The organism is Burkholderia sp. APQ4-4ca (genome assembly GCF_057837105.1).
This window is the reverse complement of sequence record NZ_JBYQCG010000221.1, coordinates 1-24549: the sequence shown is the minus strand read 5'-3', so window position 1 is coordinate 24549 and position 24549 is coordinate 1. Positions and strand designations below refer to the sequence as shown.

22 protein-coding genes are annotated in these 24549 nt (G+C 68.2%); 9 read left to right on the top strand and 13 right to left on the bottom strand.

Going from position 1 to position 24549, the window contains the following annotated elements:
* Positions 1–257: 257 nt before the first annotated feature.
* From AC3IFE_RS24610 to AC3IFE_RS24600, 3 genes are all read right to left on the bottom strand, one after another.
* A complete protein-coding gene (locus AC3IFE_RS24610; protein WP_489192579.1) occupies positions 258–737 on the bottom strand; it encodes a GNAT family N-acetyltransferase in 480 nt (159 codons plus the stop codon).
* Positions 738–904: 167 nt separating this feature from the next.
* Positions 905–1060, bottom strand: coding sequence for a hypothetical protein (locus tag AC3IFE_RS24605; protein ID WP_164725512.1), 156 nt, complete (start codon positions 1058–1060; stop codon positions 905–907).
* Between the two features lie 175 nt (positions 1061–1235).
* Positions 1236–2372: a flagellar hook-length control protein FliK gene (locus tag AC3IFE_RS24600; protein ID WP_489192576.1), complete on the bottom strand. Its 1137-nt coding sequence runs from the start codon at positions 2370–2372 to the stop codon at positions 1236–1238.
* Here AC3IFE_RS24600 and AC3IFE_RS24595 point away from each other — a divergent pair.
* Entirely contained in the window at positions 2371–2619 is a 249-nt protein-coding gene (locus AC3IFE_RS24595; RefSeq protein ID WP_256979780.1) for a hypothetical protein, read from the top strand. The two genes, AC3IFE_RS24600 and AC3IFE_RS24595, sit on opposite strands and share 2 nt — an antisense overlap.
* 92 nt (positions 2620–2711) lie before the next feature.
* On the opposite strand, the gene AC3IFE_RS24590 is transcribed toward AC3IFE_RS24595, so the two are convergent.
* On the bottom strand, positions 2712–3410 hold the full coding sequence (locus AC3IFE_RS24590; RefSeq protein ID WP_089470794.1) for an MgtC/SapB family protein: 699 nt from the start codon (positions 3408–3410) through the stop codon (positions 2712–2714).
* Between the two features lie 115 nt (positions 3411–3525).
* Between AC3IFE_RS24590 and AC3IFE_RS24585 the strand changes: the two genes are divergently transcribed.
* Positions 3526–4635 (top strand): AGE family epimerase/isomerase, encoded by a 1110-nt coding sequence (locus tag AC3IFE_RS24585; RefSeq protein ID WP_489192574.1) that lies wholly within the window; start codon positions 3526–3528, stop codon positions 4633–4635.
* Here AC3IFE_RS24585 and AC3IFE_RS24580 read toward each other — a convergent pair.
* Positions 4608–6227 (bottom strand): methyl-accepting chemotaxis protein, encoded by a 1620-nt coding sequence (locus tag AC3IFE_RS24580; protein ID WP_489192572.1) that lies wholly within the window; start codon positions 6225–6227, stop codon positions 4608–4610. The two genes, AC3IFE_RS24585 and AC3IFE_RS24580, sit on opposite strands and share 28 nt — an antisense overlap.
* A gap of 281 nt (positions 6228–6508) precedes the next feature.
* Between AC3IFE_RS24580 and AC3IFE_RS24575 the strand changes: the two genes are divergently transcribed.
* Positions 6509–6952 (top strand): PaaI family thioesterase, encoded by a 444-nt coding sequence (locus AC3IFE_RS24575; RefSeq protein WP_489192570.1) that lies wholly within the window; start codon positions 6509–6511, stop codon positions 6950–6952.
* A gap of 58 nt (positions 6953–7010) precedes the next feature.
* Here the strand turns inward: AC3IFE_RS24575 and AC3IFE_RS24570 are convergent, their stop codons facing one another.
* The 5 genes from AC3IFE_RS24570 to prpB all read right to left on the bottom strand — a co-directional run bounded on the left by AC3IFE_RS24570 (position 7011) and on the right by prpB (position 14340).
* Positions 7011–8063 (bottom strand): CaiB/BaiF CoA transferase family protein, encoded by a 1053-nt coding sequence (locus AC3IFE_RS24570; protein ID WP_489192568.1) that lies wholly within the window; start codon positions 8061–8063, stop codon positions 7011–7013.
* Between the two features lie 277 nt (positions 8064–8340).
* On the bottom strand, positions 8341–9531 hold the full coding sequence (gene prpF / locus AC3IFE_RS24565) for a 2-methylaconitate cis-trans isomerase PrpF (RefSeq protein WP_089470799.1): 1191 nt from the start codon (positions 9529–9531) through the stop codon (positions 8341–8343).
* A gap of 26 nt (positions 9532–9557) precedes the next feature.
* A complete protein-coding gene (gene acnD / locus AC3IFE_RS24560; protein WP_489192565.1) occupies positions 9558–12152 on the bottom strand; it encodes a Fe/S-dependent 2-methylisocitrate dehydratase AcnD in 2595 nt (864 codons plus the stop codon).
* 82 nt (positions 12153–12234) lie between these two features.
* The gene (gene prpC, locus AC3IFE_RS24555) at positions 12235–13407 is read right to left on the bottom strand and encodes a bifunctional 2-methylcitrate synthase/citrate synthase (RefSeq protein ID WP_089470801.1); all 1173 of its coding nucleotides are present in this window, start codon (positions 13405–13407) and stop codon (positions 12235–12237) included.
* A 39-nt stretch (positions 13408–13446) separates the two neighbouring features.
* Complete coding sequence (prpB, locus tag AC3IFE_RS24550; RefSeq protein WP_006480320.1) at positions 13447–14340, bottom strand: methylisocitrate lyase; 894 nt, start codon at positions 14338–14340, stop codon at positions 13447–13449.
* A 169-nt stretch (positions 14341–14509) separates the two neighbouring features.
* Between prpB and prpR the strand changes: the two genes are divergently transcribed.
* Positions 14510–16498: a propionate catabolism operon regulatory protein PrpR gene (gene prpR, locus AC3IFE_RS24545; RefSeq protein WP_089470802.1), complete on the top strand. Its 1989-nt coding sequence runs from the start codon at positions 14510–14512 to the stop codon at positions 16496–16498.
* Between the two features lie 15 nt (positions 16499–16513).
* Here prpR and AC3IFE_RS24540 read toward each other — a convergent pair whose 3' ends face one another.
* Positions 16514–17173 (bottom strand): CGNR zinc finger domain-containing protein, encoded by a 660-nt coding sequence (locus AC3IFE_RS24540; RefSeq protein ID WP_301737363.1) that lies wholly within the window; start codon positions 17171–17173, stop codon positions 16514–16516.
* 101 nt (positions 17174–17274) lie between these two features.
* Here AC3IFE_RS24540 and AC3IFE_RS24535 point away from each other — a divergent pair, with 101 nt between their 5' ends.
* Positions 17275–17400, top strand: a complete 126-nt coding sequence (locus tag AC3IFE_RS24535) for a hypothetical protein (RefSeq protein WP_489192562.1) — start codon at positions 17275–17277, stop codon at positions 17398–17400.
* Between the two features lie 27 nt (positions 17401–17427).
* Positions 17428–17811, top strand: coding sequence for a VOC family protein (locus AC3IFE_RS24530; RefSeq protein ID WP_089470804.1), 384 nt, complete (start codon positions 17428–17430; stop codon positions 17809–17811).
* Between the two features lie 189 nt (positions 17812–18000).
* Here AC3IFE_RS24530 and AC3IFE_RS24525 read toward each other — a convergent pair whose 3' ends face one another.
* Positions 18001–18849 carry an ureidoglycolate lyase gene (locus AC3IFE_RS24525; RefSeq protein WP_489192560.1) on the bottom strand — a complete coding sequence of 283 codons (849 nt, stop codon included), beginning with the start codon at positions 18847–18849 and terminating at the stop codon, positions 18001–18003.
* A gap of 636 nt (positions 18850–19485) precedes the next feature.
* On the opposite strand from AC3IFE_RS24525, the gene AC3IFE_RS24520 reads away from it, so the two are divergent.
* Both AC3IFE_RS24520 and AC3IFE_RS24515 read left to right on the top strand, forming a co-directional pair.
* Positions 19486–20307 (top strand): IclR family transcriptional regulator, encoded by an 822-nt coding sequence (locus AC3IFE_RS24520; RefSeq protein ID WP_089470806.1) that lies wholly within the window; start codon positions 19486–19488, stop codon positions 20305–20307.
* A gap of 177 nt (positions 20308–20484) precedes the next feature.
* Complete coding sequence (locus AC3IFE_RS24515; RefSeq protein ID WP_006480314.1) at positions 20485–21036, top strand: hypothetical protein; 552 nt, start codon at positions 20485–20487, stop codon at positions 21034–21036.
* Positions 21037–21689: 653 nt separating this feature from the next.
* Here the strand turns inward: AC3IFE_RS24515 and AC3IFE_RS24510 are convergent.
* Positions 21690–24047 (bottom strand): bifunctional acetate--CoA ligase family protein/GNAT family N-acetyltransferase, encoded by a 2358-nt coding sequence (locus tag AC3IFE_RS24510; protein ID WP_489192557.1) that lies wholly within the window; start codon positions 24045–24047, stop codon positions 21690–21692.
* Positions 24048–24307: 260 nt separating this feature from the next.
* Between AC3IFE_RS24510 and AC3IFE_RS24505 the strand changes: the two genes are divergently transcribed.
* On the top strand, positions 24308–24549 hold a 242-nt coding region (locus AC3IFE_RS24505), incomplete at its 3' end, for a hypothetical protein (protein ID WP_489192555.1).

The following is a 24549-nucleotide window of genomic DNA, read 5'->3' as shown; positions in this document are numbered from 1 at the left end:
ATGGGTCGTTTGGCGTTTGGCGTTTGGCGTTTGGCGTTTGGCGTTTGGCGTTTGGCGTTTGGCGTTTGGCGTTTGGCGTTTGGCGTTTGGCGTTTGGCGTTTGGCGTTTGGCGTTTGGCGTTTGGCGTTTGGCGTTTGGCGTTCGGCGTTCGGCGTTCGGCCAACAAGAAGGATCGATCAGGAAGCGTGCCGGCGTTGGCCGGCGACGCAGCGCGCCAAACCGGCAGCATGTGACAACGCATCGTCGGCCCGCCGATTCAGTTCGACACGACGGGTTTGATCAACGTCGTGGTGATCGGCGCGAAGCCGCACGCGCGATACAGCGCACGCGCCGCCGCGTTGTGATTGAACACCGACAGCCCGATCTCGGTGACACCGTAGCGGCGCGCCTCGGCGTCGAGCGCGTCGAGCGCACGCGTGGCCCAGCCCTGGCGGCGCCGGGGCGGGACGATGTCGAGGTCGTAGATGAACAATGTGCGGTTCGGCCCTTCGGGGACGATCGCGTACCAAAGGTCACCCACCACGTCGCCGCTGGCGCCGTCGATGAGCGTGACGAGGGTCTGGCCGGCGGTCAGCAGGCCGTCCGGCAGCAGCGTGTCGAAACAGGCGCGCGCACGATCGGCCGCGTCGTCGACAACATTTTGCCCGGAGGAAACGAGGTCGCGCGCGTAGCCGTCGATGGCTCGCGTGCGGTACGCGTGGAATTCGCCGGCCGTCATCGGCCGCATCTGCAGCATGGCCCGGTCGCCGTGAACGGAATCGGACTTCCAGTGTAGCGGGACAGTCGCACCGGCGCGCGAGGCGGCGGCGGAAAACAGGCAGGCAGGTGCGGCGGACGCCGCGCCGAATCAGCGAATCAGCGAATCAGCGAATCAGCGAATCAGCGAATCAGCGAATCAGCGAATCAGCGACGGTACAGGACGATCGGCACGAGTTGCGCACGGCGCACGCGCTCGGCTTCCGCATGACGCGCGGCGTACGAGTATTCGGCGTCGAGCGGCAGATGCGGGGACACGAAGAGGTCGTCGATTTTTTGCAGCAGGGCGAAGATGAAGCTCATGTGAGACTCCTGACAGACGTGGCTAGGGTTTTCCCTTAGATGGCCTCTATTCTAAGGGTTTTCCCTGAACTCTGCCAGTGCACTGCATCGGTTTGCCGCACGTGCGCGACACCCGGTCGCCGGTTCGGAACGGCGCTCCTTGCTGCGTGGGGCTCTCAGGATGGGGTCGAAACGATTACCGCGCGCGATGAGCCCGCTTCCCGACGGCCGCCTCGCGGTTCGCGTTGCGCTGAAGCCGATCGACTTGCGACAGCAGCGCTTCGTGGTGCTCCTCGAGCGTCATCAGCGTGGCCTGCTGCGTCGACAGATCGGCCGCGAGGCGATCGATCCGTTGCTGCTTGGTGGCGACGTCCTGCTTCAGGTGCGCGATCTGGCGCGTTTGCAGCACCAGCGCGACGAGCCCAGCCAGCACGACGACCGCCAGCGCAAGCAGCAGGCGGTTGACGCGGCGCATCTCGCGATCGGCCGAGCGCGTCAGGCCGTCCACGTCCGACTGCAGCGCGGCGATCCGGTCGGTCAGCGGGCGCAGGTGCGTGTCCGGATCGAAGGCCGGCGCGGCCGGTTGCGTACGCTCCGACGATGGCTTGGTCACGAACGATGCGGCGGAAGCCACCGGCTGCGCGACCGGCGACGGCGAAGCGTCGGGCTGCCGGGCCGTGTCGCGCGGCTTCGCGGAATGCGGGGCGATTGCCGGTTCGGGCGGTTGTGCCGGTTGTGTCGAGGTCTGCGGCTCGACCGGTGCGGCAACGACCGGCGACGCGTTCGAGTCAACCGCCTCCGGCTTCGAATCGATGCCTGTCGGAACCGGTGCGGCTTGCGTCGCCGTCGCTTCGCTTGCGCCGGCAGCCACCCGGCGCTTGCCGCCCGACGACGCGCGACGCTCCTTCACGGCATCGCCCGAAGATTTCCCCTCGCGCGATTTGACGCGCGCCGCCTCGACGACAGGCTTCGCGACTTCGCTCTCCGCCGCCTGCGATTCCGCCGCCTGCACCGCAGCGCCATCGGCGGCTTGCAGCTTCGCCGCCGCGTTCGCTGCGCCGTCGACCACGGGCACGTCGATCTGCGTTACACCGCCATCGCCTGCAGGCAAATCGGCGGCCTTCGTTGCAAGACCCTCTGCCGATGCGCCGCCGACGTTCGCGGCCACGTCGCGTTCCGGCGTCGAAACGACCTTGGCCGCCTCATCCGTCGTCGCCGCACCTTCGGCGTCCGCATGCGTCGCCCCAGCCGCATCCATATCCGCAGGCGGGGTGAACCCGTCCAGCGTGGCCTGTCGGCCATCGTCGACACCGACCGCAACATCGGCTTCCATGACCGCTTCATCGCGCGCCGCAACCGGCATGCGCTCGCCCGGCTCCAGCACCGGATCGCCGAACAAGTCGAGCGTCCGTTCGTCGCGCGGCGCGTCGCCGGCCGGTGCGCCGCCGGATCGTGCCGTCGCCCTGGCGGACGTGCTGCCGGCCGCAGCGGCCGAGCGCGGCCGCGAACGGGCCGACGAACGGGTGGAACGGGAGCGGGAGCGAGGCGGGGAAACGGATTCGGTCATGGAAATCGGATAGCGGGGCCCGCAGGCGCGAACCCGGATGTCGAACGGAATCGGTGGTCGGCCATTGTCGCACGCCCCGCAACCGAGTCACGCAATCGAATCACGCTATTCGTCGCCCCCCAGCCCGTTCCCGCCGTCGAAACGCGTGACGCCCGGCAGTGCGCGAAGCTTGGCGCAGATCGCCTTGTATTCCAGTTCCGACACCCGCGCCAGCGCGATGCGCACCTCGTCCTGCTCGCCCGTGTCGTCGGCACGCTGCACGATGAACTGCTTCACGCGCGCACTGTCGGGGCCGAGCGCCGCGTGCAGCGAATCGAACGTCAGCGTGCCGCTCGCCACCGTCAACGCAAGCTGGCGCCGCTGGCGCACCGTGAAATAGCGCCGCTCCAGCGGCTTGATGCCGGCCAGGATGATCAGGATGATGATCGTCGCCGAAATCGCCGCGACATAGAGCCCGCCGCCCACCGCGAGGCCGATCGCGGCGACCGACCACAGGCTCGCGGCCGTCGTCAGCCCGCGCACGATTTCACCACGCAGCAGAATCGAGCCCGCGCCGAGAAAGCCGATGCCCGACACGACCTGCGCGGCGATCCGCGACGGATCGAGCACGACGTGGTCGCTGGAGCCGAGCACGTCGGCGAAACCGAACGCCGATACGATCATGATCAGCGTCGAGCCGACGCACACCAGCATGTGCGTGCGCAGGCCGGCCGCCCACGACAGGCGCTCGCGCTCGAAGCCGATGACGCTGCCGAGCGCCGCCGCGAGAACGAGCCGCATCACGAGTTCCAGGTTGCTGAGCATCGTATTTATCTCCTTTTTTTGGTGCCGGCCGCGCGGAATGTTTTATCCTTGGCCCCGGCCGCGCCGATTCTCCGGGCCGCGCCGACACGTTTCGATCCAAGCGCTCAACCCCGCCATGTCCGTTTCCGACTCCGCTTCCGCCCAGGCCGCCCAGTTGCGCCACCATTTCGCGCACGTCGTCTTGCCGATCTGGCGGGGTTCAGGGTTCGACCCAGCATTGCACCTGCCGTTCGAAGCCGTCGATCCGGCCACCCACGCGCCGCTGCCCGCGACCCGTTATCGCGCGATGGCGTGCGCGAGGCAACTGTTCGTGTTCGCGCAGGCCGGCGACACCGCGCACGCGGCCACGCTGTTCGATGCGCTGTGCCGGCACTTTCGCGATCCGCGCCATGGCGGCTGGATCTACAGCGTCGACGCGCAGGGCGCGCCGCTCGATACGACCAAGGATCTCTATACGCACGCGTTCATCGTGTTCGCGTGCGCCGCATGGCATGCGGCGTCCGGCGACGCCGCCGCGCGCACGGTGGCCGAAGCCACCGCCGCGCTGATCGAGGACCGCTTCGCGCCGCGCCCCGGCGACGCGTTGCTCGATGCCGCGCGCCACGCCGATTTCTCGTCGTCCGGCAGCGGCGCGCTGCAGAATCCGCTGATGCATCTGACCGAAGCGTGGCTCGCGGCCGCCGATGCGTTCGGCGACCCGGCGTTCGACGATGCGCTCGCGCGCACCGCGCAGGCCGTCGAGCGCACCTTCGTCGACGCGGCGACCGGCTGCGTGGCCGAGCTGCCGCTCGGCGCGGCCGACAACCGTTTCGAGCCCGGTCACCAGTTCGAATGGTTCTATCTGGTCGACGCGGCCGGCGCGCGGCTCGCGCAGACGGGGCTCCCCGCCGCGCTGTCGCGCGCGTTCGCGTTCGCCGAGCAATACGGCGTCGATCCGCGGACGGGCGGCGTGTGCGCGGCGCTCGACGCGCACGGCGCGTGCATCGACGGCACGCAGCGGATCTGGGCGCAGACCGAATACCTGCGCGCGCTCGCGACGCACGGCGGCACGCCGGCCTCCGCGCCGCTCGCGCGGCAGATCGAGCAGTTCGCCGCGCGCTTCCTGCATCCGCGCGGCTGGTTCGAGTGCAAGACGGCCGACGGCCAGGTGTCGCGTGCCGACATGCCGTCGACGACGCCCTACCACCTCGCGACCGCCTACGCGGCGCTGCCGGCCGGTTCGTAACCCGTCGCGGAGAACGACGGCGCCGCGCGATCGCTGCGGGCGGCGCGTCCGTCGCCCAGCTCGAACACCGACACCGCCTGCATCAGGTGCGCGGTCTGGTCGTTCAGCGACGCGGCCGCCGCCGCGACTTCCTCGACCAGCGCCGCGTTCTGCTGCGTGAGCTGATCCATCTGCGTGACGGCCTGGTTCACCTGCTCGATCCCGACGCTCTGCTCGACCGACGCGGCCGTGATCTCCGACATCGTCTGCACGACGCGCGTGATCGACGCCGACACCGTGCGCATCGCGTCGCCGGCACGTTCGACGAGCTCCGCGCCGCCGTTGATCTGCGCGACCGAATCCTCGATCAACGCCTTGATCTCCTTCGCCGACTGCGCGCTGCGCTGCGCGAGCGAGCGCACTTCGCCCGCGACCACCGCGAAGCCGCGCCCCTGTTCGCCGGCCCGCGCGGCCTCGACCGCGGCGTTCAGCGCGAGGATGTTGGTCTGGAACGCGATGCCGTCGATCACCGAGATGATCTCCGCGATGCGCCCCGAGCTCTGCGCGATGCCGCGCATCCGGTCGATCACGCTGTCGACCACGCCGCCGCCGTTGCTCGTCGCTTCGAGCGCCGCGTCGGCCAGCGCGCTCGCCGCGCGGGCGCTGTCGGTGTTCTGCCGGACGGTCGCGGTCAGTTCCTCCATGCTCGCGGCGGTTTCCTCGAGCGACGCGGCCTGCGTGCCCGTGCGCGCCGACAGGTCGGCGTTGCCGCCCGCGATCTCGCCCGCGCCGAGATGGATCGCGTCGGACGCCTGGCGCACCGTGCGCACGGTGCCCGCGATGCTCGTCTGCATCGTGGCGAGGCCGCGCAGCATCCGGTCGATCTCGAACACGCCGCCCGCCCGCACGGCTTCATCGAGACGGCCCTGCGCGATCCGCTCGAAATGGCGGCCCGCCTGCTCCAGCGGCGCGACGACCACGCGCCGCGCGGCCGCGTAGATCGCGGCGCTCGCCGCGAGCATCGCCATCAGCAGCACGATGCCGACCGACTTGAACCAGAGCATGCCGCCGTCGATGGTGTCGAGCGCCGCGCGGCTCGAGGTGCCGCCGTAGTCGGTGAAGCGATGCAGCTCGGCGATGTACGCGTCCTGGAAGCCCTGGGTCGGCTGGTCGAGGAACGCCTGGATGTTGTCGGCGTCGAGGAACTGCACGAGCTCGCCCAGCGCGCCGCGCAGCGCGCGATAGCGCTCGGTGAGCGCCGCGACGCGTGTACGGTTGGTGTCGTCGACCGCCTGCGCGGCCGTCAGCACCGCGAACGCCTTGTCCGCTTCCGCGAGCGACGCGCCCGCATGACGGATGATGTCTTCGGGCTTGGGGCCGCCGCGCACCATTCGCGTGCCGGCCCGCGACAGGTTGATGCGCGCGTCGAGCAGTTGCTCGGTCGCCCGGCTGGCCGCCTCGACCTGCGTGATCGCAACGTTCGACAGATCGTCGATGCCGCTGCGCGTCGACGCGAGCGCCCAGAAGCCGAGCGCTTCGATCGCGAACAGGAAGAGGCAGAACACGGTCAACACGCCGAGCAGACCCGACGCGAGCTTGATTTTTCCGAACATGGGGGAATTCCTGGAAAGCGGACGATGAAGCGATGCCCCGGCATTAGCGGCATTTCTTCGTCGGACTTTAGGCGAAATCGCCCCCCACGCAGATCGATCGCGCGCTTCGCTCGCGCATTCGCGTCGAATCGCCCGCAAACGCGGGGATCTTGCGTATTCGGCGCAATAATCGCGACGCAGTGCACCGGGATTTGCACGAAACGCGGACGAATTTCCTTGCTTATCCGGAGCCCCCTTCCTAGAGTTCAGCGCAAGCGGGCACTCATTTCGAGGGAAGTTCGATGACCGACATCACGGACCACGCGCGCGGCGCATTGCGCGCGCAGCCGTTCAGCATGCTGCTGGGCACGCAACTGATGCATATCGGCGACAACGAAGTGTCGCTGTGTCTGCCCGTGCGCGAGGAATTGCGGCAGCAGCACGGTTTCGTGCACGGCGGCGTCGTCAGCTATCTCGCGGACAACGCGCTGACGTTCGCCGGCGCGCTCGTGCTCGGCCCGCGCGTGATCACCGCCGAATACAAGATCAACTACCTGCGGCCGGCCGTGAACGGCACGCTCGTCGCCCGCGCGAAGCTCGTCTACGCGGGCCGGCACCAGGCGACCTGCCAGTGCCACGTGTTCGTCATCGACGGCGACCACGAACGGCTCGTCGCGATCGCGCAAGGGACGATCAACCGCGTCGGCGACGGCAAGATGCCGGATGCGCCGATGGAAACGGCGTGAGAACGGCCTGAACGGCCGGCGCCCAATATCGCGGCCGCCTGGCGCCTGAATCGCACCGCTAGGCCGCGTCATCCCCCGCCAACGGCAAGAACCGCGGCGCCACCCGTGCCCGCACGTTCCCGTGCTCATCCGTCCGATAGATCCCGCGCGCCACATTGTGCGGATGCACGGCCGCGTCGGCCACGCTCAGCACCGGCGCGAAGCACGCGTCAGTGCCTTCGAGCAGCGCGCGCCAGTGCGCGGACGGCTGCTGCGCGAACACCGCCGCGAAACGCGCCTTCAGCGCGGGCCAGCGCGCCCGGTCGTACTGCGACGCGGGATCGACGTCGGTCAGCCCGAGCCGTTCGACCAGCAGCGCATAGAACGGCGGTTCGAGCGCGCCGATCGTCACGCATTCGCCGTCCGCGCAGCGATATACGTCGTAGAACGGCGCGTCGTGGAACAGGCTCGGCTGCCCACCGTCGAGCTGCCCGTTCGCGCGTGCCCACAGCGCGAGCGAACCGAGCATCGACACGATGTCGACGATCGCGCCGTCGACCACCCGCCCCGGCCCGCCGCCGCGCACGTCGAGCAACGCGCAGACGATCCCGAACGCGAGCCCGAGCGCGCCGCCCGCATCGCCGACGACGGTCGGCGGCACGCCCGGCCGGCCGTCGCGCGGCGCGGACAACGACAGCAACCCGGTCAGCGCGACGTAGTTCAGGTCGTGCCCGGCCGCCGCCGCGAGCGGACCGTGCTGGCCCCAGCCCGTCATGCGCCCGTAGACGAGCTTCGGATTGCGGCGGGCGCAAGCGCCGGGCCCGAGGCCGAGCCGCTCCATCACCCCGGGCCGCAGCCCCTCGATCAGCGCATCGGCCTGCGCGATCAAATCGAGCGCGGCGTCCCGCCCGCCCGGCGCCTTCAGGTCGAGTTCGACGATCGTCTTGCCTTCGCGCAGCAAATCGCCGTCGCGCGCCCGCAGCGCGTCCGGGGCACTGGTGCGGCCGGACGGACGCGCGATCAGCGTGATGCGCGCGCCCATGCCGGCGAGCATCCAGCCCGCGAGCGGGCCGGGGCCGAGACCTTCGAATTCGACGATGTGAATGCCGGAAAGCGGCGCATCGAGTGACATGCGATTCTCCTGTCGATCAGCGTTAGCGCTTTAGCGCTTACGCCGACCCCATGCTTCGCGGTCGGCCGGCGGCGGCGCTTTGGCGCTCACGCCGATTCCATGCGGCGCGATCGGCCGCCGTCCGTGCTGCGTGACGCAAGCCGGCCCGGCGTCTGGCGTACCGGCATGCCTCCGTCACGCGTACGCCAAACGAAAAAAATCCCTGCGCGGCGGGTCCACTGCGCAGGGATCGCTCAAGCGTCAGTGGCGCCGGTTTGCACGCGCTCACCGCCATGCATCAGAACGCATCCCCCGGCACCCGCACCCAGCCTTCCATCAGCACGCGCGCGCTGCGGCTCATGATCGCCTTCGTGACGGTCCACTCGCCGTTCTCGTGCCGCGCTTGCGCGCCGACCCGCAGCGTGCCCGACGGATGGCCGAAGCGCACCGCGTTGCGTTCGCCACCGCCTGCGGCCAGATTGACGAGCGTGCCGGGGATCGCCGCGGCCGTGCCGATCGCGACCGCCGCCGTGCCCATCATCGCGTGGTGCAGCTTGCCCATCGACATCGCGCGCACCAGCAGGTCGACGTCGCCCGCGTTCACGCGCTTGCCGCTCGACGCGACGTAGTCGGCCGGCTTCGCGACGAACGCGATCTTCGGCGTGTGCTGCCGCGTCGCGATTTCGTCGAGCGTGTCGATCAGGCCCATGCGCAGCGCGCCGTGCGCACGGATCGTCTCGAACTTCTCGAGCGCCTTCGGGTCGCCGTTTATCGCATCCTGCAGCTCGGTGCCCGTGTACCCGATCGCTTCCGCATCGACGAAGATCGTCGGGATGCCCGCGTTGATCATCGTCGCCTTCAGCGTGCCGATGCCCGGCACGGCCAGATCGTCGACGAGGTTGCCGGTCGGGAACATCGACCCGCCCGCGCCTTCTTCCTCGGCGGCCGGGTCCATGAATTCGAGCTGCACTTCGGCGGCCGGAAACGTGACGCCGTCCAGTTCGAAGTCGCCCGTCTCCTGCACCGCGCCGTTTGTCATCGGCACATGGGCAATGATCGTCTTGCCGATGTTCGCCTGCCAGATCCGCACGGTCGCGACGCCGTCGCGCGGCACGCGCGCCGGATCGACGAGCCCGCCGCCGATCGCGAACGGGCCGACCGCCGCCGACAGGTTGCCGCAGTTGCCCGTCCAGTCGACGAATGCGCGGTCGATCGCGACCTGCCCGAACAGGTAGTCGACGTCGTGCCCCGGCCGCGTGCTTTTCGACACGATCACCGTCTTGCTGGTGGACGACGTCGCGCCGCCCATCCCGTCGATCTGCTTGCCGTACGGATCGGGGCTGCCGATCACGCGCAGCAGCAGCGCGTCGCGCGCGGCGCCCGGCGCCTGCGCGGCATCCGGCAGGTCCTGAAGCCGGAAGAACACGCCCTTGCTGGTGCCGCCGCGCATGTAGGTCGCGGGAATCCTGATTTGCGGAATGTGAGCCATGTTTGCGTTATCCCTGTGTGCGCCGGTCAGGCTGCCTGCGACGATTCGAGGAAGTCCTGCGCGAAACGCTGCAGCACGCCGCCCGCTTCGTAGATCGACACTTCCTCGGCCGTGTCGAGCCGGCACGTCATCGGCACCTCGACGCGCTCGCCGCTCTTGCGGTGAATCACGAGCGTCAGGTCGGCGCGCGGCGTGCGCTCGCCGATCACGTCGAAGGTTTCGGTGCCGTCGATGCCGAGCGTCGTCCGGTTGGTGCCCGGCTTGAACTCCAGCGGCAGCACGCCCATCCCGATCAGGTTCGTGCGGTGGATCCGCTCGAAGCCTTCGGCGGCGATCGCCTCGACGCCCGCGAGCCGCACGCCCTTCGCGGCCCAGTCGCGCGACGAACCCTGGCCGTAGTCGGCGCCGGCCACGACGATCAGCGGCTGCTTGCGATTCATGTACGTCTCGATCGCTTCCCACATCCGCATGACCTTGCCTTCCGGCTCGACGCGCGCGAGCGAGCCCTTCTTCACCGCGCCGTCGACGACCGCCATCTCGTTGACGAGCGTCGGGTTCGCGAAGGTCGCGCGCTGCGCGGTCAGGTGGTCGCCGCGGTGCGTCGCGTACGAGTTGAAGTCCTCTTCCGGCAGGCCCATCTTCGCGAGATATTCGCCGGCCGCGCTGTTCGGCAGGATCGCGTTCGACGGCGACAGGTGGTCGGTCGTGATGTTGTCGCCGAGCACCGCGAGCGCCCGCATGCCCTTCAGCGTGCGCTCGCCGGCCAGCGCCCCTTCCCAGTACGGCGGGCGGCGGATGTACGTGCTCTGCGCGCGCCAGTCGTACAGCGGCGCCGCGCGCTCGCCGGCGTCGGCGCTGCGCGCGAACATCGGCTCGTAGACCTTGCGGAACTGCTCGGGCTTCACGCTCGACGCGACGATCGCGTCGATCTCCTCGTCGGTCGGCCAGATGTCCTTCAGCGTGACGGGCTGGCCGTCCTGATCGTGGCCCAGCACGTCCTTCTCGATGTCGAAGCGGATCGTGCCGGCGATCGCGTACGCGACGACGAGCGGCGGCGACGCGAGGAACGCCTGCTTCGCATACGGATGAATGCGGCCGTCGAAGTTGCGGTTGCCGGACAGCACGGCGGTCGCGTACAGGTCGCGCTCGACGATCTCCTGCTGGATCGTCGGGTCGAGCGCGCCCGACATCCCGTTGCAGGTCGTGCATGCGAACGCGACGATGCCGAAGCCGAGCTTCTCGAGTTCCGGCAGCAGGTTCGCTTCTTCAAGATACAACTCGACCGCCTTCGAGCCGGGCGCGAGCGAACTCTTCACCCACGGCTTGCGCGTGAGGCCCTTCGCGTTCGCGTTGCGCGCGAGCAAGGCCGCGGCGATCACGTTGCGCGGGTTGCTGGTGTTCGTGCAGCTCGTGATCGCGGCGATGATCACCGCGCCGTCGGGCATCTCGCCCGGCTTCTCTTCCCACTGGCCGGCGATCCCGCGCGCGGCGAGATCGGACGTCGGCAGCCGCTTGTGCGGATTCGACGGGCCGGCCATGTTGCGCACGACGCTCGACAGATCGAACGTCAGCGTGCGCTCGTATTGCGCGTTCGCGAGCGTATCGGCCCACAGGCCCGCCGCCTTCGCGTAAGTCTCGACGAGCTTCACCTGCTCGTCGCTGCGGCCGGTGAGGCGCAGATAGTCGGTCGTCTGGCCGTCGATGAAGAACATCGCGGCCGTCGCGCCATACTCGGGCGCCATGTTCGAGATCGTCGCGCGATCGCCGAGCGTGAGGCTCGCCGCGCCTTCGCCACGGAACTCCAGATACGCGCCGACCACCTTCTCTTTGCGCAGGAACTCGGTCAGCGCGAGCACGACGTCGGTCGCGGTGATGCCCGGTTGACGCTTGCCGGTCAGTTCGACGCCGACGATGTCGGGCAGGCGCATCCACGACGCGCGGCCGAGCATCACGTTCTCGGCCTCCAGCCCGCCCACGCCGATCGCGATCACGCCGAGCGCATCGACGTGCGGCGTGTGGCTGTCGGTGCCGACGCAGGTGTCCGGATAGGCGACGCCGTCCTGCACCTGGATCACCGGCGACATCTTCTCGAGGTTGATCTGGTGCATGATGCCGTTGCCCGGCGGGATCACGTCCACGTTCTCGAACGCCTTCTTCGTCCACTCGATGAAGTGGAAGCGATCCTCGTTGCGGCGATCCTCGATCGCGCGGTTCTTCGCGAACGCGTCCGGGTCGAAGCCGCCGCATTCGACGGCGAGCGAGTGGTCGACGATCAACTGCACGGGCACGACCGGGTTCACCTCCGCCGGGTCGCCGCCGCCGTCGGCGATCGCGTCGCGCAGGCCGGCGAGATCGACGAGCGCCGTCTGCCCGAGGATGTCGTGGCACACCACGCGCGCCGGGAACCACGGGAAATCGCGTTCGCGCTTGCGCTCGATGATCTGCTTCAGCGAATCGGCGAGGATCGCCGGATCGCAACGGCGCACGAGGTTTTCGGCGAGCACGCGCGACGTGTACGGCAGCGTGTCGTACGCGCCCGGCGCTATCGCGTCGACCGCGGCGCGCGCGTCGAAATAGTCCAGCGACGTGCCGGGCAGGGGTTTGCGGTTGGCGGTATTCATGATGTGGGGCGGTATTCGGGGTAAGACGTGCCGCGCGTGCCGGCCGCCCGCATCGCGGGGCGCCGGCGTGCGCGGCGGGCGATCAGCGCTTCTCGATCGGCACGAATTGCAGATCTTCCGGACCGGTGTAGTTCGCGCTCGGGCGGATGATCTTGTTGTCGATGCGCTGCTCGATGATGTGCGCGCTCCAGCCCGACGTGCGCGAGATCACGAACAGCGGCGTGAACATCGCGGTCGGCACGCCCATCATGTGATACGACACCGCGCTGAACCAGTCGAGGTTCGGGAACATCTTCTTCGCGTCCCACATCACCGATTCCAGGCGCTCGGCGATGTCGTACAGCTTGGTGTCGCCCGCTTCCTTCGACAGCTTGTGCGCGACGCCCTTGATCACCTTGTTGCGCGGATCCGAGATCGTGTAGACCGGGTGGCCGAAGCCGATCACGACTTCCTTGTTCTCGACGCGGCGGCGGATGTCGGCTTCGGCGTCGTCCGGCGAGCTGTAGCGGCTCTGGATCTCGTACGCGACTTCGTTCGCGCCGCCGTGCTTCGGCCCGCGCAGCGCGCCGATCGCGCCGGTGATCGCCGAGTAGATGTCCGAGCCCGTGCCCGCGATCACGCGGCCGGTGAACGTCGATGCGTTGAATTCGTGCTCCGCGTACAGGATCAGCGACGTGTGCATCGCCTCGACCCACGACTTCGACGGCGTCTTGCCGTGCAGCAGGTGCAGGAAGTGGCCGCCGATCGAGTCGTCGTCCGTTTCGGTCTCGATGCGCTTGCCGTTGTGCGAGAAGTGATACCAGTACAGCAGCATCGAGCCGAGCGACGCCATCAGGCGGTCGGCGATGTCGCGCGCGCCCGGCAGGTTGTGGTCGTCCTTCTCCGGCAGCACGGTGCCGAGCACCGACACGCCGGTGCGCATCACGTCCATCGGGTGGGCCGACGCCGGGATCTGTTCGAGCGCGGCCTTCAGCGCGCTCGGCAGGCCGCGCAGCGCGCGCAGCTTGGTCTTGTAGGCAGCCAGTTCGGTCAGGTTCGGCAGCGTGCCGTGCACGAGCAGATGCGCGATTTCCTCGAATTCGCACGATTCGGCGACGTCGAGAATGTCGTAGCCGCGATAGTGCAGGTCGTTGCCGGTCTTGCCGACCGTGCACAGCGCCGTGTTGCCGGCCGTCACGCCCGACAGCGCCACCGACTTCTTCGGCTTGAATGCGCCTGCGGCGGCCGGTGCTGCTGCGTCTTTCGTCTCGCTCATGTTTCCTTTCTCCAATGGGTATCGGGGGTGTGGGCCGCGTTACTTCTTGCCCTGCGCGAACAGTTCGTCGAGCTTGCGCTCGTATTCGTGATAGCCGAGGAAGTCGTACAGCTCGGCGCGCGTCTGCATCGTCGGCACGGCCGCCTTCTGCGTGCCGTCGCGGCGCAGCGTCTCGTAGAAATTCAGCGCGGCCTTGTTCATCGCGCGATACGCGCCGCAGCAGTACAGCGCGATGTCGACGTTCGCCTCGCGCAGTTCGTCGACGGTGAACAACGGAGTCGAGCCGAACTCGGTCAGGTTCGCGAGGATCGGCACCTTCACGGCGGCCTTGAAGCGGCGGTAGTCGTCGAGCGTCTTCATCGCTTCCGGGAAGATCATGTCCGCGCCGGCCTCGACGTACGCGACCGCGCGCTCGATCGCCGAGTCGATCCCTTCCGCGGCGGCCGCATCGGTGCGCGCCATGATCACGAACTGGTCGTCGGTACGCGCATCGACCGCGGCCTTCACGCGATCGACCATTTCGTCGATCGGCACGACTTCCTTGCCCGGACGATGGCCGCAGCGCTTCTGACCGACCTGGTCCTCGAGGTGCACGGCCGCGACGCCGGCGTTGATGAACGAGCGAACCGTGCGCGCGATGTTGAACGCGCCGCCCCAGCCCGTGTCGATGTCGACCAGCAGCGGCAGGTCGGTCGCGTTGGTGATCCGGGTCGCGTCGATCAGCACGTCTTCCATCGTGCTGATGCCGAGGTCGGGGATGCCGAGCGAGTTCGCGGCGACGCCGCCGCCCGACAGGTACACGGCCTTGAAGCCGACGGCCTGCGCCATCTTGGCTGCGTACGCGGTGATCGCGCCGACCACCTGCAGCGGCTGCTCGGCCGCGACTGCCGCGCGGAACTTCGCGCCGGCGCTCTGAAGATGCGTATTGCTCATGAACGGCCTCCTGATGGAATGCCTGATAACAGCAAGGACCGGGCCAGCTTGCGGAACGTCGCTAACCCACTGATTCTTAAGCCACCGCCGTGGGCGCGACATCGCCCGCTCATTTCAATTCCGCACTACATGTTTCAAAAATGAAATCACGCGCGCATAATCGGCCGTCATGGACCTCTCCTCGACCAAACCCGTCGGCCCGGCCGACCGCACGGTGCGCCCGCGCATCTGGGCGATGGGCATCAGCCGGCTGCGCGAGCTGTTTCGCGAGATCGCCGGCGAATTCGACGAACGCGCGGACGTGCGCATCGTCACGCGCGCCTATGAAGATGCGCTGAGCGCGATCGCGGAGGCCGGCACCGCGCGGCCCGACGTGATCGTCGCGGCCGGCTCGAACGGCGGCTTCCTGAAAACGCGCGCGCCCGTGCCGGTGGTGGTCGTGTCGCCGACCGGCTTCGACGTGATGCAGGCGCTCGCTCGCGCGCGGCGCGATGCCACGCGAATCGCACTCGTGAGCGCCGGCGAGACGCCGCCCGAAGTGCGCCGCTTCGTCGCCGCGTACGGCCTCGACGTGCAGTTTGCGTCATATCAGTCCGCCCAGGAAGCGGAAGCCTGCGTGCACGACCTGCGCGATCGCGGCATCGAGACGATCGTCGGCCCGGGCCTCGTCACCGATCTCGCGGCCAGCGTCGGCATGGGCGCGGTATTCCTGTATTCGCATGCGTCGGTGCGCAAGGCCGTCGAGACCGCGCTCGAAGTCGCGTATGCGACGCACGCCGAGGCGTTCCGCCGCCAGCGGCTCGACACGCTGCTGCAGCACCTGCGCGACGGCGTGGTCGCGCTCGATGCGCACGGCCGCGTCGAGGCGATCAACGAGCGGCTCGCGTCCGCGCTCGGGGTCGAACCCGCGGCGGCCGTCGGCCGCGCGCTCGTCGACCTGCGGCCCGAACTCCGCACGCTGCGCGGCGAGGACGGCGACGCGCTCGCGACCGTGCGCGGCGTGCGCTACGTCGTGCATCGCGGGCCGCTGGTCGATCGCGGCGTCACGTCGGGCAGCGTGCTGACGTTCCAGGAATCGCGCGCGGTCGAACGGCTCGATCGCGCGTTGCGCTCGCAGCCGACCACGCAGCAGTTCGCCGCGCGCTACGCGCTCGACGACGTGGTCGGCGCATCCGCGCCGATGACGCGCGTGCGCGAGCTCGTGCGCCGCTACGCGAAATCCGACGCGACCGTGCTCGTGCTCGGCGAAAGCGGCACCGGCAAGGAAATGATCGCGCAGAGCCTGCACGCGTTGTCGGCGCGGCGCAGCTATCCGTTCGTCGCGGTCAACTGCGGCGCGTTTCCGGAAGCGCTGCTCGAGAGCGAGCTGTTCGGCTATGAGGAAGGCGCGTTCACCGGCGCGCGGCGCGGCGGCAAGACCGGCCTGTTCGAGGCCGCGCACCGCGGCACGCTGTTTCTCGACGAGATCGGCGAGATGCCGCCGTCGCTGCAGAGCCGGCTGCTGCGCGTGCTGCAGGAGCGCGAGGTGATCCGCCTCGGCTCGACCGAGCCGATCCGCATCGACGTGCGCGTGATCGCCGCGACGCACCGGCCGCTGCTCGCGGCCGTCGAAGCCGGCACGTTCCGCGCGGATCTCTATTACCGGCTCAACATCCTGAATATCGGCCTGCCGCCGCTGCGCGAGCGCGCGGCCGACATCCCCGCGCTCGCGGCGACGCTGCTCGTGCAGGCCGCGCGCCGCGAGCCGCGTCTCGCCGACCGCATGCGCGATGCCGACGACGCGCTGCGCGTGCTCGCCGCGACGCTCGCGACGCTCGCGCGCTACCGCTGGCCCGGCAACGTGCGCGAACTGCAGAACGTGGTCGAGCGGATCGCGGTGGAGCTGGCCGAGGAAGTCGACGAAAACGATCCGGCCGCCGCGTGCGCGGCGCTCGCCCCCGACGCGCTGCAAGTGATCGCGCCCGAGCTGTTCGCCGCGCCGCCCGATGCGGCCGGCGCCGCCGACGACGATGCACGTACCCTTCAGGCGCGCCGCCGTCGCGCGGAAGCCGACGAGATCCGCGCGGTGCTCGACGCGTGCGGCGGCGACCGCGACCGCGCCTGCGCGATGCTCGGCATCAGCAAGACGACGCTGTGGCGGAAGTTGTCGGCGAAATAGGTTAGAGCCGCACCGTCATTCGGCCTTGTGATAGTGGCGATACGCCTTCGCGCGATTGCCGCACGACGACATCGAGCACCAGCGGCGGCTGCCGTTCTTGCTGTCGTCGATGAAGAGCCACTGGCATGCGTCGTTCGCACAACGCTTGACCTTCGCGAGCCGCGCGCCGCCGAGCAGGTCGATCGCCGACCACAGCACCGGGCTCAACAGCCCTGCGAGCGTCGCATCCGACGTGTCGATCCGCCACGCATAGCGGCCGTCGACGCGCGCCAGCGCAACGCGTGGCGACGCTTGCGCGAGGAAGCCGCCGAGCAGCGCGAGGTCGTCGGGTTGCGGCTCGCGCTGCTCCGCCTGTGCGTGAAAGAGCCGGTATAGCGTCTCGCGCAACGCGAGTGCGCGCGCCAGCATCGCCGGCTCGTCCCCTCTCTCTTCCCCTTTCTCCTCGTCGGGCACGCGACATGCGTCGACGAGGCCGGCCGGTACGCCCGCCTGCTCGCGGCACCACGCGAACAGGTCGTCGAGCGTGCCGAAGGTTTCCGTCGGCGGTTCGCTGCCGCGCCAATACAGCGTGTTCGCGAAATCGAGGCTCAACGTTTCGGGCGGTGCCGGGACCAGACAGTCCGTAGTGACGGAAGGTTGCGTTTTGTTCATGACGCGATCGTATCTAACCACCATGCCGGTTGACAAGCACCTGAGCGATTTCTAAGATAACCGGCATGGTGGTTAAAAAAACACATTGGCTGCACCGAAGCCCCCTTCAACCCAAGGAGACACAGATGATCGACCGCTTTTCGTCCAGCGTTATCCACACCGCCGCTGGCCGCAGGTACGACGACGGCACGCCCGGCGCGCTTCGCTACAGGCGGCTGGCAGGGTGCCTGTCGGCCGGTTTGCCGCACTGACGTCCCCCTCGGTTCAAGGAGCCACAGATGATCGACCATCTTTCGTTCGGCGTTGCCCACATCGACCGCAGCCGCACCTTCTACGACAGCGCGCTCGGCGCACTCGGCTACAAGCGTCTGTATAGCGACGACGGCGCCCTCGGCTACGGCACGACCGAGCCCGAGTTGTGGTTGCAGCACGCGGCCCGGCCTGTCGTCGCCGATCCGGATTCCGGCTTGCACCTGTCGTTCAAGGCCGCGTCGCCGCTCGAGGTCGACGCGTTCTACCGCGCCGCGCTCGAGCACGGCGGCAAGGACAACGGCGGGCCCGGCAAGCGCGAGCACTACGGCCCCGGCTATTACGCGGCGTTCGTCGTCGATCCCGACGGGTATCGGCTCGAAGCGCATTGCGAACTCGACAACGTCGTGTGATCCGCTTCGCACGGACGGGCACGAACGACAAGAACCCGATTCCGCCTCGCGCGGAATCGGGTTCTTGGTGGTTGGCTATATCGCGGCTTTTTCGCGTTGATCACCGTCGGCGGTCATGCCGACGAGTCGGGCAACATGGCCAGCGTGCAGGTGGCCGCATCCTCCGGCCAGCCCGCGCCGCTCAAGCGCCTATTGCGCGTTGCGCGTGCGCTGCAACTGCTCGCCGAGTCCTTCGATCCCGAGACGCACCATCTGGCCGGCCTTCAGGTATACCGGCGATGGCTTGATACCCATGCCGACGCCCGGCGGCGTACCGGTCGTGATCACGTCGCCCGGTTGCAGCGTCATGCAGGTCGACAGATACGCGATCAGCTGCGCGACGGTAAACACCATCGTGCGCGTGTTGCCGTTCTGATAACGATGGCCGTCGATCTCGAGCCACAGGTCGAGACGCTGCGGATCGGGCACTTCGTCGCGCGTGACGAGCCACGGGCCGATCGGGCCGAACGTGTCGAAGCCCTTGCCCTTGTCCCACTGGCCGCCGCGCTCGATCTGCCATTCGCGCTCGGATACGTCGTTGACGACGCAATAGCCCGCGACGTAATCGAGCGCGCGCGCTTCGTCGACGTCCTTGCATTTCGCGCCGATCACGACGCCCAACTCGACTTCCCAGTCGGTCTTGACCGAACCCTTCGGGATGTCGATGCCGTCGTTCGGGCCGCAGATCGAACTCGTCCACTTGCCGAACACGACCGGCTCCTTCGGCACCGGCATGCCGGCTTCGGCTGCATGGTCGGCATAGTTCAGGCCGATGCCGATGAACTTGCCGACTTGGCCGACGCATGCACCGATGCGCGGCTCGCCGGACACGAGCGGCAGCGTGACCGGATCGATCGCGCGCAGCCGCGCGAGACCCGCGTCGGACAGCACATCGCCGGCAAGGTCGGGCACATGCGCGGACAGGTCGCGAATCCGGCCGGCCGCGTCGAGGATGCCGGGCTTTTCCTGGCCGGACGGGCCATAGCGAAGCAGTTTCATCGTGCTTAACCTCTGTTGTCGAATGAGACAGGATACCGGCCGACGCGGCCTTTCACAGCCACGCGCCGGACTGATCGTCGATCGCCGATTACACGCGTCGGCGCCGCGTGCGGCATGCCGCCGACGCGCAAGCGTCGCACGGGCGCAGCGATCGTGGTGCCGCACGGCAGTACGGCGCGCATCGAACGGGCGGCCGCCGGTCTGCGCATCGGCGACGACGGCCCGGCATCCGCGCCGCGTGCCGGCCCATGCCGGCCGGCTGCACGCGCGGCCGCGCCGTCGCTGGCCCGCCAGCCTTTGTACCATCGGCCGCGCGCCGTGAAATGACACGCGACGGATACCGACTATTGGTGCGACTGCCGAAGCTGCGGCACAACACGCGCCGCATCCACCGGCCGTCATTCGCAGGAGCGCCTGCCATCGGGGCATGAATACTGGCTATTCGGGGTGCCCCTGTCATCGAAAACGTTTGCCCATCCGTTCTTGTCACGTAATGATCGGTAAAAAGACGCTGCATTGCACACTATATGTTTATTGCTAAGCTCGTACGGATGGCTTTCATTGCCATACGTTGAGCAGAACCGGCCAGCGTGCGTCGCCACCGATCGACGGTAATCCCCCAACTTCACACCGACAATGCAGACAACCAACGACCCGCTTCCCGGCTGCGACGCACGGGAATCGATGGCCGCTCTTGATCGCTATCGCGCACCCGCGCTCGACAAGGGCCTCGACATTCTCGAACTCCTGTCCGAGCAGAAGGAAGGACTCACCCGCACCGAAATCACGAAGGAACTCGGCCGCAATGCGAGCGAAATCTACCGGATGCTCGAACGCCTCGTCGCACGCCGCTATGTGATGCGTTCGACCGGCGGCGACCGCTACACGCTCAGCCTCAAGCTGTTCGCCCTTGCGCACCGGCATCCGCCGATGAACCGGCTGATCGCCGAGGCGCTGCCGCCGATGCAGCGCTTCGCCGATGCCGCCGAGCAATCGTGCCACCTGTCCGTCTACGATCGCGGCAACCTGCTCGTGATCGCCCAAGTGGACGGGCCCGGCCCGTGGGGCGTGTCGGTCCGGCTCGGCTCGCGCGTCGGCCTCGCCGACACGGCGTCGGGACGGATGATGCTGGCATTCCAGAGCGCCGAGCAACGCGCGCACATGCTGGCCGAGCATCGCAAGGTCAAGGGCGAGGCGCCGCTGAACGAGCAGGAGCTCGCGAATGCGTGCCAGTCGATCCGGCAGTCCGGCTACCTGCGCCAGGACAGCCGCCAGGCGTACGGCGTGACCGACCTGACCGCGCCGCTCCTCGGTCCGGCCGGCCATGCGATCGCGGTGCTGACGTGCCCGTACATGCGCCGGATCGATGCGCACCTGGCGCCGTCCGTCGACGTGGTCGTCGACGCCCTGCGCGACACGGCTGCCCGTCTGTCGATGTGCCGCACCGAAACCTGCTGACACACGCGGGTTCCCGGCAACGCGCACGGGCCACGGCGCGGCGGCGCCGGCTCCGGTCGTGCGCGACGCCCGTGCGACGCCCGATGCGCGATGCCGCATCGGGCGCCCGCGGCGCTACGCTAGAATAGCGGCCCTCTCAAAAACTACGGCGGCCGGTTGTCGCGGCCGTCGTGTCCGATGGATGTCATGGCCAAACTTCTGAACGATCAAGAATTCCAGCGTTTCTCCGAACTTCAGCAGAAGCAGGCAAGCTTCACGATCACGCCCGAGGAAGCGGACGAGCTGCGCGACATCGTCGCGCGCGCGCAGAAGAAGCGCGACGATCGTGCCGCCGCGATGCAGGCGATCGAGAACTACATCGAGCAGTTCGACATCACGCCTGACGAACTCTTCTCGCCCGAGCAGATCGGCGACGCGGCGCGCACCTACGGGCTCATCACGGCGACCAAGAAGGAACGCACGCTGCCGCCGTCGATCACGTTCAACGGCAAGCCGTACCAGTGGACCAAGACGCTTCCGGACGACGTGCGCGGCGCACTGTTCGATGCGTTCACGTCCGGCGAGTCGGTCAAGCGCTTCATCGCGATGCCGAAAGACACCGCGCGCTGTGCGTTGACGATCGCCCGCCTCGAGCGCGAAACCGGCGCGGTCTATGCCGATCCGCACCTCGAGGAACTCGCGATTTCGCGCGACCAGGTGAACGACGCGGCATCGAAACTCGCTGCGTGAATATGATCGCGGGCATGGTTCCTGCGTGCCCGCACCCAGCCGTCATGCCGGCATTGGCCGGCGCCGCGCCCGCGGGAGCCGTGCGTTCGCATGCTCCCGAAAAAGCTCACCTCGGCGTCCCGCAAGCACTCACCGCAGCCTCCCGAAAAGTCTCACCGCAGACTCCTGGGGACGCTCACTGATGTCTCCCGAACGTCCTCACCGATTGCTCCCGCAAGCGCTCACCGAGGCGTCCCGGAAAGGCTCACCGGCCTCTCCCGCAGGGGCTCACCGACCCTTCCCGGGAAGGCTCACCGAACACTCCCGTATCGGCTCACCACACTGCCCTGTAAAAGCTCACCCGCCGTTCCCGAAAAGTCTCACCTTGGGGACGGCCTTGAATTGGCAAGCCCGGAATGCGGCCACGAACCTGTACACGCACATCGATTGAAGCGGCTGCGGAAGGTGACCATCGCAGCACGCTGCATGCGTCTCCGGGCACCGTGCGTGCGTCGCGATATCGCCGCAATCGACAGATCCGACATGTTGGCCGTGGATTCAGTGCGAAGACCTCTGTGGCGTTATTTGCATTCCTCACTGAAATCGCGGCATGGCGGCACATTGCAACATCGACGCCATGCGCTGCCCTCAAGCGTCGAACCACGGACCGACACCTACGGCTGCAGCTTCATCCTGAAACCCACGACGCCGGGCTCCTCCGTCGTCGATACCGCAAACCCGCAAGCTTTTGCGAGCGAGATCATCGCCGAGTTCTCGCGCAGCGCCTCGCCGACCATCCATGCGGTGCCGCGCGCGCGTGCGTAGTCGATGATGCGGGTCATCATCAGCCGGCCGAGCCCCTTGCCCTTTTGATCGGGCCGTACCGCGATCGCGAACTCCGCCGTATCGTTGTCGGGATCCGCGACCGCACGCACCACCGCGAGCGTGTGGTCGCGCCCGGACACATCGGTGAACGACACGATGAAAGCCATTTCGCGGTCATAGTCGATCTGCGTCATGCGCGCCACCTGCGAATGATCGAAGCTGCGCACCGCGCCGAAGAAACGCATTCGCAGATCTTCCGGCGTCATCGCACCGAGCAGTTCGTTGTGGGCGGCCTCGTCCTCCGGACGAATCGGACGGATCGTCACCGTCTCGCCACGCCACTCGAGCGTCTGCTCGAGATGCCGAGGATACGGCATGATCGCGAGCCGGCTGCGCCCCGAAGCCAGCGTGATGCGCGGCGCGATCACCGATGCGCGGTCGGACAGCACGCGCAGCGTGACCGACATCGCGACCACTTCGCGTACGTCGCAGATGACCTGCGACAGTGCCGTCAGCGCGTCGAGCGTCGGCTCGACGCGCGTGCTGCGCGCATACGGCGAGCGCTCCATCACCGCGCGGGCGAGCACCGTGTTCAGCGGCGGCAGGCCGTAGACGACGAACGGCGCCGATACGCCATCGGCCGGCGGCACGGCATAGCGAAACACCGGACCGAAGTTCGAATCGTCGTACATGTCGACCGTGATATCGACGACCTTCTTGCCGGCGGGCTCGTTGGACTGCTCGCCCTCCAGACCGAAACGGGACAGCCAGCGCAGCGCGTCTTCGCCGGCCAGTTCATGCTGACCGGCTTCGACCAGGCGGCGTGCATCGGCCTGGGCGGACGCGACGCACTCGGCCGGCTGCAGCGGCGTGCCCTCCGGCGTCTGCATCAACAACTGGCGCCCGAGGTTGTAGTCGACGAGACGCGCATACGCGCGTGCGAGCCGCTGCGGCGTCGTGTGTACCGGAATGCCGTTCGCGTGCAGCGCATCGCGCGTCGCCGCGTCGACCGCGCCGAAGAAACACGCGAGGATGCCGCGATGCGCGTACTGCCGCGAATCGATCAGCGTGCGCGCGACCGACTCGGCCGGTGCACTGTGCGAAGTGGAATGAACGACGAACAGCGTGCCCGTCTGCGGAAACGGGGCGAGCGCCTTGATCGCCGCGGCGAAGTGCTCGGGACGCGCATCGTCGCCCAGCGTGAGCGGATTGCCGGGCGCCCCGAGATGCGGCAGCGCGACCGCGACGGCCGACGTTGCCGCGGGTGACCAGTCGGTCAGCACGTCGCGCACGTCGGCCACCGCATCGACCGCCAGTTTCGCCACGCCCGCATCGCTCGTCACGAGCGTCGCCGCGCCCCGCGCGGTGACGCGACCGACGCCGAGCGTCTCGATTTCGTCGAGCAGATCGTCGAGCGCATCGACACGCACCATGCCCGCGCGCTGGAACGCCGCCGTGTAGAGCGCGTCGCCGGGATCGGCACGGCCGGTGCGCAACGCGAGCACCGGCTTGTTGCGCGCGGCCGCGCGCGCCGCCGACATGAACTTGCGCGCCGCGCGCACGGTATCGAGCTCGAGCAGGATCGCACGCGTGCCGGGATCGCTGGCCAGATAGTCGAGGACGTCGCCCGCATCGACATCGGATTCGCCGCCGAGCGCGACGACATGCGAAAAGCCGAGGCCCCGCGCATCGGCCCAGCCGAGCACCGCGTTCGTCAGCGCATTCGATTGCGACACCCACGCGACGCCGCCCGATCGCGCCGTATAGGCAGGCGCGCCGAAATGCGCATGCCGCGCGGGCGACAACACGCCGAGGCTGCCGGGCCCGACGATACGGAGCACGAACGGCTTCGCCGCCTTCAGCGTGCGATCGACCGCGGCGCGATCGGCATCGGTGCGCGCCTCGCCGACGATCACCGCGACGCGCGTGCCGAGCTCGCCGAGCTTGCGCACGATGCCGGCCCAGGTCGCGGGCGGCGTGCAGATCACGGCAACCGACGGCGGCGCGGGCAGCCGGTCGACATCGGACACGACCGCATGCCCGTCCAACTCGCGATATTTCGGATTGACCGGCCACACGGGCCCCTGGAACGCGCCGTCGAGCACACGCGACCACACCATCGCGCCGATACTGCCGGCGCGCGACGACGCGCCGACGACCGCAACGGACTTGGGCTGGAACAACGCATCGAGATGGCGAACGGTCACATCGGCTCCCTGCGGTGACGAAAGACGACACGATCGGCATGCGGCCGGGCGGGCCGTGCGCCGATCGACGCGAACCCCAAGCATAGGCGAAGCGCTTGCGACTGCCTATATGCCGAACGGCCGACTATGCGACGGGCGTCAACGCCCGCACCATGGACCTGCAATACATACGGCCCGGCATCGCAGCGCCGCATGCACGAGGCACGCAATGCGGCACGACGCTGCAGCCGCTTTCTCAAAGGTGAGGATTTACAGGAGCCATGGTGAGTATCTTCGGGAATCGCACGACACACCGCATCAGCATGAGAAAGGTGATGAAAATCCGCGTCATGCATGCACCGGGGAAATCGCGCATGCCACTGCGCATGCATTGCGCCATTACGCGGTTGTTTCCGGGAATTACCCGCAACATGCAACCGGATCGAGGCGAATTCGCGAAACGGGATCCGTTAATTGCGCGGCATTGCACTTCAATTCGTCGGGGAAAATCGCGTGACGATTA

What these genes read in the sequence shown, in the direction of transcription:
- AC3IFE_RS24515 (WP_006480314.1), top strand. Translation starts at nt 20,485, where the DNA reads ATGGATGTCATGGCCAAACTTCTGAACGATCAAGAATTCCAGCGTTTC.
- AC3IFE_RS24580 (WP_489192572.1), bottom strand. Translation starts at nt 6,227, where the DNA reads ATGTTCGGAAAAATCAAGCTCGCGTCGGGTCTGCTCGGCGTGTTGACC.
- AC3IFE_RS24520 (WP_089470806.1), top strand. Translation starts at nt 19,486, where the DNA reads ATGCAGACAACCAACGACCCGCTTCCCGGCTGCGACGCACGGGAATCG.
- AC3IFE_RS24590 (WP_089470794.1), bottom strand. Translation starts at nt 3,410, where the DNA reads ATGCTCAGCAACCTGGAACTCGTGATGCGGCTCGTTCTCGCGGCGGCG.
- AC3IFE_RS24600 (WP_489192576.1), bottom strand. Translation starts at nt 2,372, where the DNA reads ATGGAAGCCGATGTTGCGGTCGGTGTCGACGATGGCCGACAGGCCACG.
- AC3IFE_RS24535 (WP_489192562.1), top strand. Translation starts at nt 17,275, where the DNA reads ATGATCGACCGCTTTTCGTCCAGCGTTATCCACACCGCCGCTGGCCGC.
- prpR (WP_089470802.1), top strand. Translation starts at nt 14,510, where the DNA reads ATGGACCTCTCCTCGACCAAACCCGTCGGCCCGGCCGACCGCACGGTG.
- AC3IFE_RS24595 (WP_256979780.1), top strand. Translation starts at nt 2,371, where the DNA reads ATGACCGCTTCATCGCGCGCCGCAACCGGCATGCGCTCGCCCGGCTCC.
- acnD (WP_489192565.1), bottom strand. Translation starts at nt 12,152, where the DNA reads ATGAATACCGCCAACCGCAAACCCCTGCCCGGCACGTCGCTGGACTAT.
- prpF (WP_089470799.1), bottom strand. Translation starts at nt 9,531, where the DNA reads ATGGCTCACATTCCGCAAATCAGGATTCCCGCGACCTACATGCGCGGC.
- AC3IFE_RS24605 (WP_164725512.1), bottom strand. Translation starts at nt 1,060, where the DNA reads ATGAGCTTCATCTTCGCCCTGCTGCAAAAAATCGACGACCTCTTCGTG.
- AC3IFE_RS24610 (WP_489192579.1), bottom strand. Translation starts at nt 737, where the DNA reads ATGCTGCAGATGCGGCCGATGACGGCCGGCGAATTCCACGCGTACCGC.
- prpB (WP_006480320.1), bottom strand. Translation starts at nt 14,340, where the DNA reads ATGAGCAATACGCATCTTCAGAGCGCCGGCGCGAAGTTCCGCGCGGCA.
- AC3IFE_RS24525 (WP_489192560.1), bottom strand. Translation starts at nt 18,849, where the DNA reads ATGAAACTGCTTCGCTATGGCCCGTCCGGCCAGGAAAAGCCCGGCATC.
- AC3IFE_RS24575 (WP_489192570.1), top strand. Translation starts at nt 6,509, where the DNA reads ATGACCGACATCACGGACCACGCGCGCGGCGCATTGCGCGCGCAGCCG.
- AC3IFE_RS24540 (WP_301737363.1), bottom strand. Translation starts at nt 17,173, where the DNA reads ATGGTGGTTAGATACGATCGCGTCATGAACAAAACGCAACCTTCCGTC.
- AC3IFE_RS24570 (WP_489192568.1), bottom strand. Translation starts at nt 8,063, where the DNA reads ATGTCACTCGATGCGCCGCTTTCCGGCATTCACATCGTCGAATTCGAA.
- AC3IFE_RS24530 (WP_089470804.1), top strand. Translation starts at nt 17,428, where the DNA reads ATGATCGACCATCTTTCGTTCGGCGTTGCCCACATCGACCGCAGCCGC.
- prpC (WP_089470801.1), bottom strand. Translation starts at nt 13,407, where the DNA reads ATGAGCGAGACGAAAGACGCAGCAGCACCGGCCGCCGCAGGCGCATTC.
- AC3IFE_RS24585 (WP_489192574.1), top strand. Translation starts at nt 3,526, where the DNA reads ATGTCCGTTTCCGACTCCGCTTCCGCCCAGGCCGCCCAGTTGCGCCAC.